General features: G+C 65.7%; 18 protein-coding genes. 6 read left to right on the forward strand and 12 right to left on the reverse strand.

Annotated features, from left to right (window positions below):
• Positions 1-130: 130 nt before the first annotated feature.
• On the reverse strand, positions 131-748 hold the full coding sequence (locus tag AKN83_RS10690) for a GNAT family N-acetyltransferase (RefSeq protein ID WP_050405833.1): 618 nt from the start codon (positions 746-748) through the stop codon (positions 131-133).
• Between the two features lie 68 nt (positions 749-816).
• On the opposite strand from AKN83_RS10690, the gene AKN83_RS10695 reads away from it, so the two are divergent.
• Positions 817-1,731 carry a LysR family transcriptional regulator gene (locus AKN83_RS10695; RefSeq protein WP_050405834.1) on the forward strand — a complete coding sequence of 305 codons (915 nt, stop codon included), beginning with the start codon at positions 817-819 and terminating at the stop codon, positions 1,729-1,731.
• A gap of 6 nt (positions 1,732-1,737) precedes the next feature.
• On the opposite strand, the gene AKN83_RS10700 is transcribed toward AKN83_RS10695, so the two are convergent.
• The 6 genes from AKN83_RS10700 to AKN83_RS10725 form a co-directional block, all read right to left on the reverse strand.
• Positions 1,738-2,433, reverse strand: coding sequence for an ABC transporter ATP-binding protein (locus AKN83_RS10700; RefSeq protein WP_050405835.1), 696 nt, complete (start codon positions 2,431-2,433; stop codon positions 1,738-1,740).
• Entirely contained in the window at positions 2,433-3,182 is a 750-nt protein-coding gene (locus AKN83_RS10705) for an ABC transporter ATP-binding protein (RefSeq protein ID WP_050405836.1), read from the reverse strand. Before AKN83_RS10705 ends, AKN83_RS10700 begins: the two co-directional genes overlap by 1 nt.
• Positions 3,179-4,471 (reverse strand): branched-chain amino acid ABC transporter permease, encoded by a 1,293-nt coding sequence (locus AKN83_RS10710; protein ID WP_050405837.1) that lies wholly within the window; start codon positions 4,469-4,471, stop codon positions 3,179-3,181. Before AKN83_RS10710 ends, AKN83_RS10705 begins: the two co-directional genes overlap by 4 nt.
• Positions 4,468-5,415, reverse strand: a complete 948-nt coding sequence (locus AKN83_RS10715) for a branched-chain amino acid ABC transporter permease (RefSeq protein WP_021078464.1) — start codon at positions 5,413-5,415, stop codon at positions 4,468-4,470. The genes AKN83_RS10710 and AKN83_RS10715 overlap by 4 nt, the downstream gene beginning before the upstream one ends.
• A gap of 135 nt (positions 5,416-5,550) precedes the next feature.
• Complete coding sequence (locus AKN83_RS10720; RefSeq protein WP_050405838.1) at positions 5,551-6,789, reverse strand: branched-chain amino acid ABC transporter substrate-binding protein; 1,239 nt, start codon at positions 6,787-6,789, stop codon at positions 5,551-5,553.
• A 377-nt stretch (positions 6,790-7,166) separates the two neighbouring features.
• On the reverse strand, positions 7,167-8,429 hold the full coding sequence (locus AKN83_RS10725) for a TetR/AcrR family transcriptional regulator (protein ID WP_172803522.1): 1,263 nt from the start codon (positions 8,427-8,429) through the stop codon (positions 7,167-7,169).
• An 81-nt stretch (positions 8,430-8,510) separates the two neighbouring features.
• Between AKN83_RS10725 and AKN83_RS10730 the strand changes: the two genes are divergently transcribed.
• Both AKN83_RS10730 and AKN83_RS10735 read left to right on the forward strand, forming a co-directional pair.
• Entirely contained in the window at positions 8,511-9,575 is a 1,065-nt protein-coding gene (locus tag AKN83_RS10730; protein WP_050405840.1) for a ketopantoate reductase family protein, read from the forward strand.
• A gap of 142 nt (positions 9,576-9,717) precedes the next feature.
• Positions 9,718-9,912, forward strand: coding sequence for a hypothetical protein (locus AKN83_RS10735; RefSeq protein WP_050405841.1), 195 nt, complete (start codon positions 9,718-9,720; stop codon positions 9,910-9,912).
• Positions 9,913-10,139: 227 nt separating this feature from the next.
• Here AKN83_RS10735 and rnk read toward each other — a convergent pair whose 3' ends face one another.
• The 4 genes from rnk to AKN83_RS10750 all read right to left on the reverse strand — a co-directional run bounded on the left by rnk (position 10,140) and on the right by AKN83_RS10750 (position 11,948).
• Positions 10,140-10,559: a nucleoside diphosphate kinase regulator gene (rnk, locus tag AKN83_RS10740; RefSeq protein ID WP_063695288.1), complete on the reverse strand. Its 420-nt coding sequence runs from the start codon at positions 10,557-10,559 to the stop codon at positions 10,140-10,142.
• 138 nt (positions 10,560-10,697) lie between these two features.
• Complete coding sequence (locus AKN83_RS39535; RefSeq protein ID WP_157113310.1) at positions 10,698-10,844, reverse strand: hypothetical protein; 147 nt, start codon at positions 10,842-10,844, stop codon at positions 10,698-10,700.
• A gap of 10 nt (positions 10,845-10,854) precedes the next feature.
• Entirely contained in the window at positions 10,855-11,385 is a 531-nt protein-coding gene (locus AKN83_RS10745; protein WP_050405842.1) for a chromate transporter, read from the reverse strand.
• A complete protein-coding gene (locus AKN83_RS10750; protein WP_050405843.1) occupies positions 11,382-11,948 on the reverse strand; it encodes a chromate transporter in 567 nt (188 codons plus the stop codon). The genes AKN83_RS10745 and AKN83_RS10750 overlap by 4 nt, the downstream gene beginning before the upstream one ends.
• 107 nt (positions 11,949-12,055) lie before the next feature.
• On the opposite strand from AKN83_RS10750, the gene AKN83_RS10755 reads away from it, so the two are divergent.
• Positions 12,056-12,973, forward strand: a complete 918-nt coding sequence (locus tag AKN83_RS10755) for a LysR family transcriptional regulator (protein WP_063695289.1) — start codon at positions 12,056-12,058, stop codon at positions 12,971-12,973.
• A 284-nt stretch (positions 12,974-13,257) separates the two neighbouring features.
• A complete protein-coding gene (locus tag AKN83_RS10760) occupies positions 13,258-13,806 on the forward strand; it encodes a carboxymuconolactone decarboxylase family protein (protein ID WP_050405845.1) in 549 nt (182 codons plus the stop codon).
• A gap of 57 nt (positions 13,807-13,863) precedes the next feature.
• On the opposite strand, the gene AKN83_RS10765 is transcribed toward AKN83_RS10760, so the two are convergent.
• Positions 13,864-14,859: a GlxA family transcriptional regulator gene (locus tag AKN83_RS10765; protein ID WP_050405846.1), complete on the reverse strand. Its 996-nt coding sequence runs from the start codon at positions 14,857-14,859 to the stop codon at positions 13,864-13,866.
• Positions 14,860-14,934: 75 nt separating this feature from the next.
• Here AKN83_RS10765 and AKN83_RS10770 point away from each other — a divergent pair, with 75 nt between their 5' ends.
• On the forward strand, positions 14,935-15,645 hold the full coding sequence (locus tag AKN83_RS10770; RefSeq protein ID WP_050405847.1) for a DJ-1/PfpI family protein: 711 nt from the start codon (positions 14,935-14,937) through the stop codon (positions 15,643-15,645).
• Position 15,646: the final 1 nt, after the last annotated feature.

Here is a 15,646-nt window from a genome sequence, read left to right on the forward strand (position 1 = left end):
GCTCGGGAAGATGTCGCGATGCGATGCTCCGGCGCTCGGTCGAGCCCGCGACGGGGTGTTACCATCCTTTCGCTGTTGGGATGAAGATCGTCCCCTGATGCTGCCCCGCGGCGCCTCACGCCTCATTGCGCTATGGCGGACGATCGGACGGAAGCCGACAGCACCACGCCTCATTGGCAAGGAGCCGGCGCTGTCGGTCGGCGATGACAGGCCATCCGGAGCGTACCACGCTGAGGACCGCAGCATCGGCGGAAGGACCTTCGTCGCAAGCAAAATAGGCGCGAAGCCGTCCCTCACAGCGGAAGCCGAGGCCGGCGTAAAGCTCGAGCGTACGCCGCAAGCGCCAATCCAGATGCACCTCGGCCCGCTCGACGGCGAGCACCTCGAACGCGTACCGCGTCATGAGATGCGCGACGTGGCTGATGAGCACGACCTCGTCCAATCGTCCGCTGCTCCAGATCGGCGCTAGCGTCGCCCGCTTCTCCTGCGGCTCGTGCGCCGCGACAGCAGTGAGGCCAATGATGTCGCCCGATCCAGCGTCCTCGATCGCGAACGCGGCCGTGACGTTCGCGCAGCTCAGCGTGGCTGCCAGGCGCGCGGCCACCGCCTGGCTGGAGCCGCCGCGATCGAGCTGCCGAAGCATGCCGGCGTCGCCGAGTGGCTTGACCCGCGAGATCCCGGAGCAGTCGATCCTGGTCAGCAGGATGCGGTCGGTGGCCAAGGCGGCATGGCTGTCTGCGAATTGCATGCCCTATTGACGCATCGAACCAGCATGCCGTCAAATGACCGGATTGGCAGTTCATATGCGGATTGGTCATGTCCCTGAATCCAAGACACGTCGACCTGTTTCGCGAGGTCGTGCGTCACAACGGAATCACCAAGGCGGCGCTGAGCCTGCGGATCGGGCAACCCTTCGTCAGTCGCGCCATCGCGCGGCTGGAGCGCGAGATCGGCTTCGCGCTGTTCGAACGCGGGCGCGGCGGCGTCACGTTGACGCCGGAAGGCGAGATCTTCCTGCACGAGGTGAAGCGCAACCAGGCCGGGCTGGAATATCTGGCGCGTGCGGCGCGCGGCATTCGCGCGCGGGGCAGCGGGACGCTGAGGATCGCCTGCCTTCCGGCATTCACCTATTCGTTGATGCCGCGGATCGTCAGCAGCTTCTCCAGGAAAAACCCCGGCATCATGCTGTCGGTCGCCGTGCACAGCCCTGAACGGGTCTGGAGCCTGGTTGCTGCGGGCCAGTGCGACGTCGGGTTGGCGCGGCCCCAGTCGGGTTTTGCAGCGGTCGACGACGAATTGCTGATGACGACCGACGCCATCTGCGTGCTGCCGCGTCAGCACCGGCTGCGATCCAAGCGATTGATCATGCCAAAAGACCTGCACGGCGAGGCGATGATTGCGCCGGCCCCGGGCGCGCCGCATCGAACGCGCCTCGAACGCGCCTTCGAGGACGCCGGGGCCGAGGTCAGGACGGTGGCGGAGATTCAGTACAGCATGCAGCGCTGCGCGCTGGTTGCGCAGGGGCTGGGCTTCTCGATCGTCGATCCCGTCGTGGCGCGGGATTTTGCCAGCACGCGGATCGTGCTCAAGCCGTTCGCGCCGCGGCTGGAGCTCACCACCGTGCTGCTGTTTCCGTCGCAGCGGCCGCGCAGCCGCCTTGCGCTCGAATTCTGCGACCTGGTTCGTGCCGAGACCGCAGAATTCAGGAAGCCCGCCCGCGTGCCGGCTTGACGAGCCTCACACCTCGAGCCATTCCTCGCGGACGGCGGCGTTCGCCTTGAGCTGATCGGGCGTGCCTTCGAACACCACGCGGCCGTGGCCCATGATGTAGACGCGGTTCGAGATCTTCATCGCGATCGACAGCTTCTGCTCGACCAAGAGGATAGCGACGCCGGCTTTCGCGATTCGCGCGATCAGCTCGCCGACCTGTTGCACGATCAGCGGCGCGAGGCCTTCGGTCGGCTCGTCGATCATCATCAATTCGGGATCGCCGAGCAGGGTGCGGCAGGTGGTCAGCATCTGCTTCTCGCCGCCCGACAGCACGCCGGCCGGCGTGTCGGCGCGGCGGGCGAGGTTGGGGAACATGTCGAGCATCTCCTGCAGCCGCCACTTGCCGGGGCGGCGCGGGTCCTTGATGCCGAGGATCAGGTTCTGGCGCACCGTCAGGCTCGGGAAGATGTCGCGATGCTCCGGCACATAGCCGAGCCCGAGGCGGGCGATCTTGTGGCTCGGCAGGCCTGCGATGTCCTGGCCCTTGAAGCGGATGGTGCCGTGCGGCGGCACCTCGCCCATGATCGCCTTGACGGTCGTGGAGCGGCCGACGCCGTTGCGCCCGAGCAGGCTGACCACCTCGCCGGCGGCGATGTCGAGATCGACGCCCTGCAGGATGTGGCTCTTGCCGTAGTAGGCGTGGAGATTCCTGACCTCGAGCATCAGTCGACCTCCTCGCCGAGATAGGCTTCCTTGACCTTCGGATTGCCGCGGATTTCCTCAGGCGTGCCTGAGGCGATGATGTGGCCGTAGACCAGCACCGAGATGCGGTCGGCGAGACCGAACACCACGCTCATGTCATGTTCGACGATCACGAGCGTGCGTCCTTCGGTGAGGCGGCGGATCAGCGCGACGGCGCGCTCGGTCTCGGCGTGGCTCATGCCGGCGGTCGGCTCGTCCAGCATAATGACGCTGGCGCCGCCCGCGACCGTGATGCCGATCTCGAGTTCGCGCTGCTCGGCATAGGTGAGCAGGCCCGCCGGCACGTCGCGGCGATGGCTGAGATGGATGTCGTCGAGTATCTCGGCGGTGCGCTGCTTCACCTCGGGCAGGGTGTCGACGTTCTTCCAGAACGCGTAGCGGTGGCCGGTCGCCCACAGCACCGCGCAGCGGACGTTCTCCCATACCGTCATGTGGGCGAACACGTTGGTGACCTGGAACGAGCGCGACAGGCCGCGCCGGTTGATCTCGAACGGTCTGAGCCCCGAGGTGACTTCGCCGTTGAGGCGGATCTCGCCCGAGGTCGGCTTGATGTGGCCGGAGATCAGGTTGAACGTCGTCGACTTGCCGGCGCCGTTCGGGCCGATGATGGCGTGACGCTCGCCCTTGGCGACGCTCAGATTGAGGTCGCGGATGATCTGGACGTTGCCGAAGCTCTTCTCAACGGCGTTGACTTGGATGGCGGCGGTCATGCCAGATACCCCCGATCACGGGCCACCGTCGCGGCGCGATCCCACGCTTCGGCGACGCGCCGCCAGGTGATGCGCGCGACCAGGAAGCCGCCGACGAGCAGAACCGCAGCAGTTACCCAGGTCGTCGGCGCCGTCGCGGCGAACGGGATGCCGAGCAGATTGATGGCGTCGCCGCCGGAGAAGCGCGCGACGGTCTCGATGGTCAGGATGATGCCGAGCGCCAGCGCCAGCGTCGGGATCGCCGCGACCAGATAGGACGGGATCACGGTGCCCAGCGTGCCGGCGCGGATCAGCGGACGGTGCTTCATCAGGATGCCGGCGATGCCACCGGGTGCGAACATCACGATGCAGATGAAGATGATGCCGAAGTAGAGCTGCCAGACCGAAGTGACGCTGGTCAGCCCGAGTTGCAGATAGGTCACCAGGATGGCGCCGAGGATCGGACCGAAGAAATAGGCGGTGCCGCCGATGAACGCGGAGAACAGCACGAGGCCCGATTGCGTTGCGCCGAGATAGGCCGAGTTGGCGATCTCGAAATTGATCGCGGTCAGCCCACCGGCGATGCCGGCGAAGAAGCCGGCGAACATGTAGGCGAGATAGCGCACCACATGCGGATCGTAGCCGATGAACTCGACGCGCTCCGGATTGTCGCGCACCGCGTTGCAGATGCGCCCGAGTGGCGTGCGGGTCAGCGCGTACATGGCGATCGCTGAGATCATCACCCAGAATGCGATCAGGTAATAGACCTGGATCTGCGGCCCGAAGGTCCAGCCGAACAGCGGCATCAGCGAGGTGCGGTCGGTGGTGACGCCGGACTCGCCGCCGAACACGCTGCGCAGGATCAGCGACGACGAGGCGACCAGCTCGCCGATGCCGAGCGAGATCATCGCAAACACGGTGCCGGCGCGCTTGGTCATGACCCAGCCGACCAGCACTGCGAAGGCCATGCCGCCGATGCCGCCGACGAGCGGGATCGCCGGCAGCGGGATCGGCCAGTTGTGGCTCGCGACCGCGTTCATGGCATGGACGGCGAGGAAGCCGCCGAGGCCGTACTGCACCGCGTGTCCGAACGACAAGAGGCCGGTCTGGCCGAGCAGGATGTTGTAGGACAGCGCGAAGATGATCGCGATGCCGATCAGGCTGAACGAGGTCAGTGAGCCGCCGGAGGAGAAGATCAGCGGCAGCACGACCAGCGCGGCCGCTGCGATCAGCCAGATGCCGTAGAAGCTGAGGGCGCTGGCGGACTCTTCCTTGGTCGCGGCGGAGGTGGGGATAGCGGCGTTGCTCATGACTCGCGCGTCCCCAACAGGCCCATGGGGCGGAAGATCAGGACCAGCACCAGCAGCAGATAGGGCAGGATCGGTGCGATCTGCGCGATCGTGACGTTCCAGATGTCGGTCAGCGGCGAGGGGCCGAGGCTCGGATCGAGCGGGCCGAACACGCTGGCGAGCGAACCATTGAGCGCGACCGCAAAGGTCTGGATCAGGCCGATCAGGAGCGAGGCGATGAAGGCGCCGGGCAGCGAGCCGAGGCCGCCGAACACGATGACGACGAACAGGATCGGGCCGAGCAGCGCGGCCATGTCGGACTGCGTCACCAGCGAGGGACCGGCGATGACGCCGGCGAGGCCCGCCAGCGCGCTGCCGACGCCGAACACCAGCATGAAGACGCGGCCGACATTGTGGCCGAGATGGCCGACCATGCTCGGATGGGTCAGCGCGGCCTGCACGATCAGGCCGACCCGCGTCCGCTTCAGCGTGACCAGCAGCGCGATGAAGATCACGACCGAGACCACCAGCATAAAGATCTTGTAGGCGGGGTAGTTGGTCGAGAACACGGTGAAGGCCGGAAAGTCGAGCGCTGCCGGAACCCGATAGTCGACCGGGCTCTTGCCCCAGATCATCGAGACGATTTCCTCGATGGCGAAGGCGAGGCCGAAGGTCAGCAGCAGCTCGGCGACATGGCCGTGCTTGTGGGTGTTGCGCAGGCCGTAGCGCTCGACGCCCATGCCGACCACGCCGACCAGGAGCGGTGCGATCACCAGCGCCGGCCAGAAGCCGATCCAGCGGGTGAGCTGAAAGCCGAAGAACGCGCCCAGCATGTAGAAGCTCGCATGCGCGAAGTTGAGCACGCCCATCATGCTGAAGATGACGGTGAGCCCGCTGGACAGCAGGAACAACAGCATGCCGAACAGGACGCCGTTGAGCGTCGAGATAACGATGAGCTCAGCCACGGCGCACCCGCTTGAGACTGGAACGGTTCACGTGATCAATAACCTGTCGATGAAATGAGCCCCGACACCACGACGCTGCCGGCAGGCGAACACCTCCGCAACCCTGTGGTCGCGGAGGTGCCTTGCGGCGGCCGATCAGGGCCGCTTCATGTTGCAGGTGGTCGGAAGCATCGTCTTATCGGTGTCGATCTTGGAGACGATGTGCCAGCCCCAGCCGGTGTTCTCTTCGTCGAACGGCTCCTTGGCCTTGTCGGTCAGTGAGCCGAACGAGGAGATGTAAATCGGCTGGAAGAACTGGTGGTCGTCCTTGCGCATGAAGCCTTCGCCGCCGTCGAACACGTCGAACTTCATGCCCTCGAGGGCGGCCGCAACTTTCACCGGATCGATCGAATTGGCTTTCTCGGCGGCGGCCTTGAACATCCGCATCTCGTTGACCGCGCGCGGATACCACACGGAAATGCCGGTCTTGGCGCGGAAGTCCTTCTCGAAATCCATCGCCGCCTTGTTGCCGGAGTTCGGGACGCCTTCGCTGATCTGGAACACCTGGTTCTCGAGGCCGGTCTGCTTGATCGCGGTCGGCCCGCCGGCGCCGCCGGCGTAATAGGTGTACCAGTTGACCTTGAGGCCGGCGTCGGCCGCGGCCTTCAGCAGCAGCGCGAAGTCCTGGCCCCAATTGCCGGTCACGACAGTGTCGGCGCCCGAGGCCTTGATCTTGGCGATGTAGGGCGAGAAGTCGGTGACCTTGAGCATCGGGTGCAGTTCGTCGCCGACCAGCTGGATGTCCGGCCGCTTTTCGCCCAGCATCTTGCGCGCCGTTGATCGCACCGACTGGCCGAACGAGTAGTCCATGTTGATCAGGTAGACCTTCTTGATGGACGCCTGGCCCTTCATGTAGTTGGTCAGCGCTTCCATCTTGATGTCCGAGTTCGCGTCCCAGCGGAAGTGCCAGTAGCTGCACTTCTCGTTGGTCATGCTCGGATCGACCGCGGCGTAGTTGAAGTACAGCACTTCCTTGCCGGGGTTGCGCGAATTGTTCTTGGTGACGAAATCCTCCAGCGCCGCACCGACCGACGAGCCGTTGCCCTGGGTGATGTAGTGGATGCCGGCGTCGACCGCCTTCTGCGCCTGCACCAGGCTTTCCTGCGGATTGGTCTTGTTGTCGAGCGGGACGATCTCGACCTTGTGGCCGAGGATGCCGCCCTTGGCGTTCAATTCGTCGGCGAGATACTGAAACGTCTTCAGGCCGCCTTCGCCAACGCTGGCGCCGCCGCCGGAGAGCGGATCGATATAGCCGATCTTGAGGGTTTCCTGCGCGGACGCCGCGCCTCCCAACACCGTCAGCGCTGCCGCGGCGGCAACGATCAGCCTATGCATCCTGCGTTCCTCCCTTGCTTGTGTTTCTTGATCTTGAGCGATCGAGGCCGTCTCATAACCCCAATTGCCGCGCCTTCGCAACTTTCGCTTTGAATACTGCGTCAAGTTTTAGCGGGCGGTACCATGATGTTATAGGCTATTTGGCGTCGAGAGGCGGCCAAAATTTGAACTGGCAGTAAACTTTTGGATGAGACTCATCCTTGTTCGCGGTTCCGGACCAGCGTCCTTTCGTCTCTAAACCTCCCCTTGAAAAGGGGAGGTCGCTTCGCTCGTCAGAGCGAAGTGGGTGGGGTTCTTCTCTCCGCATACAGCGTCGGCTGCGGCCGACCCCCATCCCGACCTTCCCCCTTTCAGGGGGAAGGAGAAAACCGGGATTGCTACCGATGCCGACGCGGCTTGAGACCCGCGAGAAACAACCGCGCGAAATGATCTGCGATCTGGGTTGGTGACCAGTCTCGCCTGGTCTTGAACCAGATCGGATACCAATGGCCCATTCCGGTCAGGATGCGCTCTGCGAAATAGGTATCGATGCGGCGGAAGCGGCCCTCGTCGATCCAGCGCTGATAGCTGTCCTGATCCCGCCGGATCGTCGCCAGCACATCTGCGACATAGGCTTTCCGGTCGGCCTCGTTGAGATAGTTGATGTTGTGGTAGGTGGCCTTCGGGCCGCACGGCGTGTCGTGCAGCATCAACAGCAGGCGGATCCGCTGCACGATATGATCGAAGGCGCCGAGGCTGTGCTCTTGCAGGTGCTCGCGAATGCTGACCTCGCCGGCGAGCCCGCGGCGCAGGCACGCCAGCAGCAGGCTCTCCTTCTCACTGAAGTGATAGTAGATGCCGGCGCGGGTCATGCCGGCATCCGCGGCGATGCTCTCGAGCGACGTGCCCGACGCGCCCCTGCGGTTGAAGCTGTCGGAGGCAATCGACAGCATCCGATCGAACTTCGCGGCCCGCTTGTTCAACGCCGCGCGCGACTCCAGGAACGGGGCGAGACTGAGCGGTTCGGGCATCTCGGGCACCGCGATCTCGCGCCGGTAGACGCCGTGCGTGATGATGTCGTCGATGGCATCGATCGCCTGCTGGCGCGTGTAATAGTCGCGTTCGGACAGCCAGAACGGCACCCAGTCCAGGATGGAGATGAGCGCCACCGCCGTGAGCAGCGGTTGGTCGCAGGCGATCGAGCCGTCGGCTACGCCCCGATCCAGAATGTCCGCAAGCCGCGCGGCATTCTGCCAGCGCCCGGCATGAACCTCGCTGCTGTAGGGCGCAGCCAGCGCGTCGATATCGGTGAACAGGATCATGCGTTGGCCCTCGGGCCGCAGCCGGCCGCGCACGAAGCGCCTGACGATCTCGAGCCCGTCGATGCCGGGTTCGGTGGCCGCCTCGATCTCGTGCCGGTAGATCGCAAGTCCCCGCAGATAGCAGTGGAAGATCAGATCTTCCTTGTCGCGGAAATAGTGGTACAGCGCGCCCGGCACGCCCCTTACCGCCGCCGCGACCTGCTCCATCGTCACATTCGCATAGGAGTGGCGGGCAAACAGCCGGGAAGCTGAGAGGAGGATTTCTTCAGCCCGATCCGTCGGGTCGGCGGCGACTTGCAAGCTCGGATGCCCTTCCTGATCGCGGAACGAAGCCCGCACGCGAGATAATCCCCTTGGCAGCCGCTTGTCGATCTGCAATAGACGTTGGTATACCATACACCAGCGGCTTTTGGAGAGAGCATGGCGCGCAACATTCTGATCCTTGGGGCTTCCTACGGCTCCCTGCTGGGGACCAAGCTTCTGATGGCGGGGCACAACGTGTCCCTGGTGTGCCGCAGGAACACCGCCGACCTGATCAACCGCGAGGGCACGGAGGTCCGCATCAAGCTCCGTGACGAGAAAGAGCATCGCTCGATCTTCTCGCGCGACCTGCCGGGCAAGCTCGACGCCGTCACGCCCGCCGATGTCGACGTGTCGCGCTACGACATGGTCGGCCTTGCGATGCAGGAGCCGCAATACACCAACCACACGGTTCGCGTGCTGATGATCAAGATCGCGGCGGCGAAGCTGCCGTGCCTGTCGATCATGAACATGCCACCGCTGCCGTATCTGAAGCGGATCCCCGCGCTCGCCGGCATGGACCTCGAGGAGGCCTACACCAACGCGCAGGTCTGGGAGCGCTTCGAGCCGGGCCTCGTCACGCTGTGCTCGCCGGATCCGCAGGCGTTCCGTCCACCGGAGGAGAAGGCCAACGTGCTGCATGTCGGCCTGCCCACCAACTTCAAGGCCTCTGCCTTCGCCGACGACAAGCACAACAAGGTGCTGCGCGAGCTCGAAGCCGACATCGACGCGGTGACGCTCGATGGCCAGGACGTACCGGTGAAGCTGAAAGTGTTCGACTCGCTGTTCGTGCCGCTGGCGAAGTGGTCGATGCTGCTGACCGGCAATTATCGCTGCATCACGCCGACCGAGCCGCAATCGATCCGCGACGCCGTCCACAGCGATCTCGCGCGCTCGCAGGCGATCTACGACCATGTCGACGGCATCGCGCGCAAGCTCGGCGCCGATCCTGCCGATCAGGTGCCGTTCGCGAAATACGCCAAGGCGGCGGAAAGCCTGCTCAAGCCGTCCTCGGCCGCCCGCGCGGTCGCCGCCGGCGCGCCGTTCATCGAGCGCGTCGATCTCCTGGTGAAGCTGATCTCGCACCAGCTCGGCAGGCCCAGCGCCGAGATCGACCGTACCGTCGAGACCGTCGACCAGAAGCTGAACGAGAAGATCGTGCAGGGCGGCTCCGGCGCAGAATAACCACGCGACGTGTTGGCGGGGGCGGCACGCGCCCTCGCCATGCATCGGCGATCAGCAAAGCGTGCGATCGCGGTTGCCGAACGCATGGCTCGGCGGATCGAGGTGGGCTAGGCTCGCGCAGTTGCGATTGGGAGCCACGCACATGCCGATCAAATCGCTTCCCGTCCTTGCGATCTATGGCGACCTCGATCGCGCGCGCGACATCCTGCGCGCCTGGCAGCCGCTCGACCATCTGTCGCCTGATGATGCCGAGATCGTCGTGAAAGCGATCGCCGAAGGCATCGCGCGCGGACGCCGGCACGGCCTCGAAATGGGGCAGTGCCATTTGGCGGCGTAGGTGTCTGCGCTTGTCGTTGCGAGTCGGTGAGGTGAGCACACTGGTCAGGCTCCCTCTCCCCTTGTGGGAGAGGGTGGGGAGAGGGGTGGCCCGGACGAGATCATTGATAGGGTCACTAACCGCGCAATTGCGTATGCATGTTGCTGTGTGCCGTGTGGCACCCCTCTCCCTAACCTCTCCCACAAGGGGAGAGGGAACCCTGCCGCCGGTGGCTCCCTTACACGCCGCTAGCTCTGCTGCTTCACGGCCAGAATCGTCACCGCGCGCGTCTGGTGGCTCGGCGTCTGGAAATCGATCGTCTGGCCGACCGAAAGCCCGATCAGCGCGGCGCCGACCGGCGTCAGCACCGATATGCGCCGCAGCGCGATGTCGGCTTCGTGCGGGTACACCAGCACGACTTCCCTGACGTCGCCGGTCTCGTCGTCCCGGTAGCGCACGCGCGCGCCCATGCGGACCACGTCCGGGAGTTCGGAATCGTCGGCGACGACCCGGGCGCGGTCGGTCTCACGGGCGAGGAACTGGGCCACGCGGGGAAACACCGCCATGCTGGAATCGGCCAGCGCGCTGAGGCGCTGCGCCTCGCTCGCGGTGATCACGATCGGCGGCAATGCGGCAGCGGTGAAGTCGTTCTGAATGGTTCGGGTCATATCGATGATCTCAGCGGTTGATCGCAGGCGCGGCGCTGCCGGCGCGCGGATGTCTCGCGCGACGCGACAGGCCGAATGATTTGATGGGTTATGAATTGACGACGACGAGAATCCGGACGGCGCGCGATCGCCGGCCGGCTAAGTGCCTGCGTGCAGACGTCCGGCGCGCAAACCGAGGCGCGCAATACGGGTGTCGATGCTCAAGGTGTCGATCATGGCACGATCAACATAGCCGCTGATGACGTCGCATCCATTGCGGCGAAAGCGCGCATGCGCCATCGCCAACAGCCTGTCGTCAGGGCTGGCCGATGCCGGTGAGGCCGAGCACTGCGCCGGCGGCGAGCGCGAGCAGCGGATGGATCCGGGTCGTGGTGGTCGCGATCGCGACGCCGGCCGCGATCAGCACCGTACCCCAGCCCGAGACCGATGCATGGGTGATGACGATGGCGCTGGCGGCGACGAGGCCGGCGGTGACCGGCACCAGCCCGGCCTGCACCGTGCGGCGCCACGGCCGGTCCTTGAAGCGTTCCCAGAGCCGCAGCGCGAAGCCGGTGACGAGCGACGACGGCCCGAACTTGGCGAGCGAGGTCACCAGCACACCCGAGAAGCCGGCGACGTGCCAGCCGACCAACGGCACCACCATCATGTTCGGCCCGGGCGCGGCCTGCGCCAGCGCGAACAGCGCGGTGAACTCCTGGGCCGTCATCCAGTGATTGACGTCGACCACCTGACGCTGCATCTCCGGCAGGATGGTGTTGCCGCCGCCGAAGGCGAGCAGCGAGAGCTCGGCGAAGATCAGTGCGAGCGTGACGAGGGTTGCGGTCATGACGCCTGCCTCGATCGGAGGAAAATGCTGAGCGGCGCGAGCGTCAACAAGGTCGGCAGCAGCGGCAATCTGAACACCGCGATCGCCAGCACGCAGAGCGCGCCGATGAACAGGCCGAGCACATCGCGCCGCAACGGCCAGGCGATCTTGATCGCGGTGGAGATCAGGAGCCCGGCTGCCGCAGCGGCGAGGCCGCCGAACAGATGACGCACCACCGGATCGTCGGCGAAGCGGCCATAGATCACGCCGAGGCCGATCACGACCGCGGTCGGCACCGCGATCAGGCCGAGGATCGAAGCGAATGCGCCGGGAATGCCACGAAACTTCAGCCCGACCGCCACCGACATGTTGATGATGTTGCCGCCGGGCAGGAACTGGCAGAGCCCGAGCAGGTCGGTGAACTCGGCACCGGTCAGCCAGCGGCGCTTCTCCACCATCATGTGACGCGCCAGCGGCAACACGCCGCCGAAACCGGTCAGCCCGAGAATGAAGAAGCCCGTGAACAACTCGCCGACGTCAGGTGCGTCATGCTTGGCGGTCCGTGCGGCGGGTATGGCGTCCATCGGCGGGGCGGCTCCGGTTCGTTGTTGACCCGACTTTAGTTGGCCGCGTGCCAAATATCCAATATATGGATAAGGGAATTCGCATATCTATCACATATGGATCGCCGATGATCGAGCTGCGCCATCTCCGCTATGCCGTCGCGGTCGCCGAGGAGGGCCATATCACCCGTGCCGCCGCGCGGCTCGGCATCCAGCAGCCGCCGCTGAGCCAGCAGATCCGCGCGCTGGAAGCCGCGATCGGCGCGCCGCTGTTCCGCCGGCAGCCGCGCGGGGTCGAGCTGACCGCCGCCGGGCGCGCTTTCGTCGCCAAGGCGCGCACGATCCTGCGCGACACCGAGCTCGCGGTGGAGGCCGCGCGCCGCGCGAGCCGCGGCCAGGAAGGACAGCTTGCGATCGGCTTCACCTCGTCGGCCGCGTTCCATCCCTTCGTCACCGGCGTGATGCGCGAAATGCGCGAGCGCACGCCGGCGATCACGCTGTCGCTGGAAGAAGCTTCGACCGGCGAGCTGATCGAGGCCGTCGCGGCCGACCGGCTCGATGCCGCTTTCGTGCGTTCGCCGAGCGAGCGGCTGGAGAACCTCACGGTCACGCACCTGCTCGACGAGGAGATGCTGGTGGCGCTGCCGGATCATCATCCGCGCGCCCGCAAGGACCCGCGCCGGCGGATCTCATTGACGTCGCTCGCCGACGAGTCGCTGATCCTGTACCGCCGCCCGACCGGACCGGGCCTCTATGACAGCATCATCGCGGCCTGCCGCGCAGCGGGCTTCAGCCCGAAGGTGGCGCAGGAGGCGACGCGGATGGTGTCGACGCTGAGCCTCGTCGCGGCCGGGCTCGGCATTTCGATCGTGCCGGAATCGATGGCGCGGCTGGAGACCGCAGGCGTCGCCTATCTCCGCCTCGACCGCGCCACCGGCCTCGTCGCCCCGCTCGCACTGGTGCGCAAGAAGGGCCCCGCCGGCGGCACGCTCGGCCGCCTGCTCGCCATCGTGACACGGCGGGTGAAGGACCGCGCCGGCGTCTAAGCGGCACTTGCAACCGTCATTGCGAGGAGCGACAGCGACGAAGCAATCCATCTATCCGTTGCGCGGAAACATGGATTGCTTCGCTTCGCTCGCAATGACAGTGGAACATCAGCGTGCCCGGCACTGCCACCGGGATGGCGCGGAATGTGGGGAGTTTGGCGAACGCGTGCGCCGGGGCGCGGCTAGATAGCCTGCATCGAACTCGCTCGCCCGCATATCGATCGCAACGGCTCAGTTGCGTCCGGCGGCCTCGGGTTCAATCACCACAGTGAAAGGCAGTTTCAATGGCACGTTTTCCTGTCCATACGCTCGACTCCGCACCGGAAGCCTCAAAACCCGCGTTGCGTGACGTCGAGGCGCGGTTCGGCATGATCCCGAACCTTGCGGCGACGATGGCGACGTCGCCGGTGCTGATCCAGAGCTTCATCGGCATCTTCGACAAGGTGCATGGCGGCAGCTTCACCGAGCAGCAGATCCAGACCGTGCTGCTCACCGATGCGGTGACCAATGGCTGCACCTGGGCGGTCGCACTGCATTCCGCGCTCGGCCTGCAGGCCGGCCTCGATCCCGCCGACGTCGATGCGATGCGTGCCGGCCGCTCGCCTGCCGACAAGACCCTCGGCGCGCTCTCGACTCTGGCGCGGTCGCTGATCGAAAAGCGCGGGCGGCTCGACGACGAGGAGATCGAACGCTTCCTGGCGGCCGGGTTCTACAAGGATCTCGTGCTTGAAGTGATCACCATCGTGGCGGCATCGACCATCACGAACTACACCGGCAGCGTGACCAATCCGCCGTTGGAAGCGGGATTGCAGGCGCATGCCTGGAAGGGCTGACCTGCTTCTCTCCCGGGCGTCAATCATTGCACGTCGACCCTGCGGCCGGCGTGTGGTTCAGCGCGCAAATCTGGCGCGGTAATCCTGCGGTGTGGTCGACAGCACGCGCAGGAAGCTGCGGCGCATCGTCTCCTCGGACCCGAAGCCGCAGCGCTGCGAGATCCGCTTGACCGGCAGGCGCGTCTCCGAGAGCAAATGCCGGGCGCCCTCGACCCGCAATCGCTCGATCGCGCGTGCCGGCGTCAACCCGGTTGCATCAGCGTAGTGCCGGCTGAAGCTGCGCTCGCTCATGCCGGCCTGCTTCGCCAGCGTCGACAGCGAGAGGTCGTCGGCCAGATGGCCGCTGATCCAGTCATGCAGCGCGCCGAATCTATTGTCCGTCGTTTGCAGCGACAGGATTTCGCTGAACTGCGCCTGTCCGCCCGGCCGCTTGAAGAACACCACGAGATAGCGCGCGACGGCGAGCGCCGCCGCGCGGCCGAGGTCCTCCTCCAACAGGGCGAGGGCGAGATCGATCCCGGAGGTGACGCCGGCCGACGTCCAGAACGATCCGTCGCGCACGAAGATCGGATCGGACTCGACGCGAACAGCGGGAAAGCGCTCGGCGAGTTCCGAACAGAACTGCCAGTGCGTCGCGGCGCGACGGCCATCGAGAACGCCCGATGCAGCAAGCAGGAACGCGCCGGTGCAGACCGATGCGGTGCGGTGTGCCTGCCCGGCGCGTCCGCGCACCCAGTCCACCAAGGCGCGATCGGCCGCCGCTGCGTTGACGCCGTCGCCGCCCGGAATCACCAGCGTGTCGACCGCAGTGCCGATGGCGGGCAATGGGTGCACGGCGAGCCCGACACCGGCCGATGCCTCGATCGTCGGGCCATGCTTGGCGACGACGCGGACCTCGTAAGGTTCGGCGTTGCCTGCCCTTGCCGCCAGCGCATTGGCGGATGCGAACACCTGCAATGGCCCGGTGACATCGAGCAGTTGCACCGCCGGATAAGCCAGCACTTCGATCAGGCGGCGGCCGTTTGGCGAGAAACGTGGGCTGGTTGGCGTCATCGCCGAAGCGTGCCGCGCTAGATTTGCTTTGTCCATAGTGCTGGGAAAGTTCACGCGAAGTTTGAGGGAAGTGCGATGATTGCTCACGATGTCCACTTGCGGATCGGATCACTGCTGTTCGAAGGCGTCGATCAAATCGATTTGACCGGCCCGTTCGAGGTGCTGTCGCGGCTTCCGAATTCGACCTACCGCATCTACGGCAAGACCGCCGAGCCGGTCCGCGACATCAAGGGATTGCGGCTGACGCCCGATGCGACACTGGCCGAGGCGCCGCCGCTCGACGTGCTGCATGTGCCGGGTGGCTTCGGTCAGCAAGCCCTGATGGAGGACGCGGAAGTGCTCGGCTGGATCAGGCGGCAGGCGGCGGGGGCATGCCGCATCTTCTCGGTCTGCACGGGTGCGCTGATCTGCGGAGCGGCGGGCCTTCTCAAGGGGCGCAGGGCGACGACGCATTGGGCGTCGTTCCATTTGCTGCCGTTCTTCGGCGCGACGCCGGTGAACGAACGCGTGGTGGTGGACGGAAGCTTTGTCTTTACCGCCGGAGTCACGGCAGGCATCGATGGCGCTTTGCGGCTCGCGGCCGAATTGCGCGGCGACGATGCCGCGCGCGCGATTCAGCTCTATATGGTGTATGCGCCGGAGCCGCCGTTCGACAGCGGCACGCCGGAAACAGCGCCAGCCGAAATCCTGCAGCAGTCGCGCGAGTCCGTGCGCGCGATCACGGCGCAGCGGGAGGAAACCGCTCGCCGCGTCGCCGCGAGGCTCGGTGTCGTCGTCGGAGCTTGAG

Source organism: Bradyrhizobium embrapense (assembly GCF_001189235.2).
GTDB classification, from domain to species: domain Bacteria; phylum Pseudomonadota; class Alphaproteobacteria; order Rhizobiales; family Xanthobacteraceae; genus Bradyrhizobium; species Bradyrhizobium embrapense.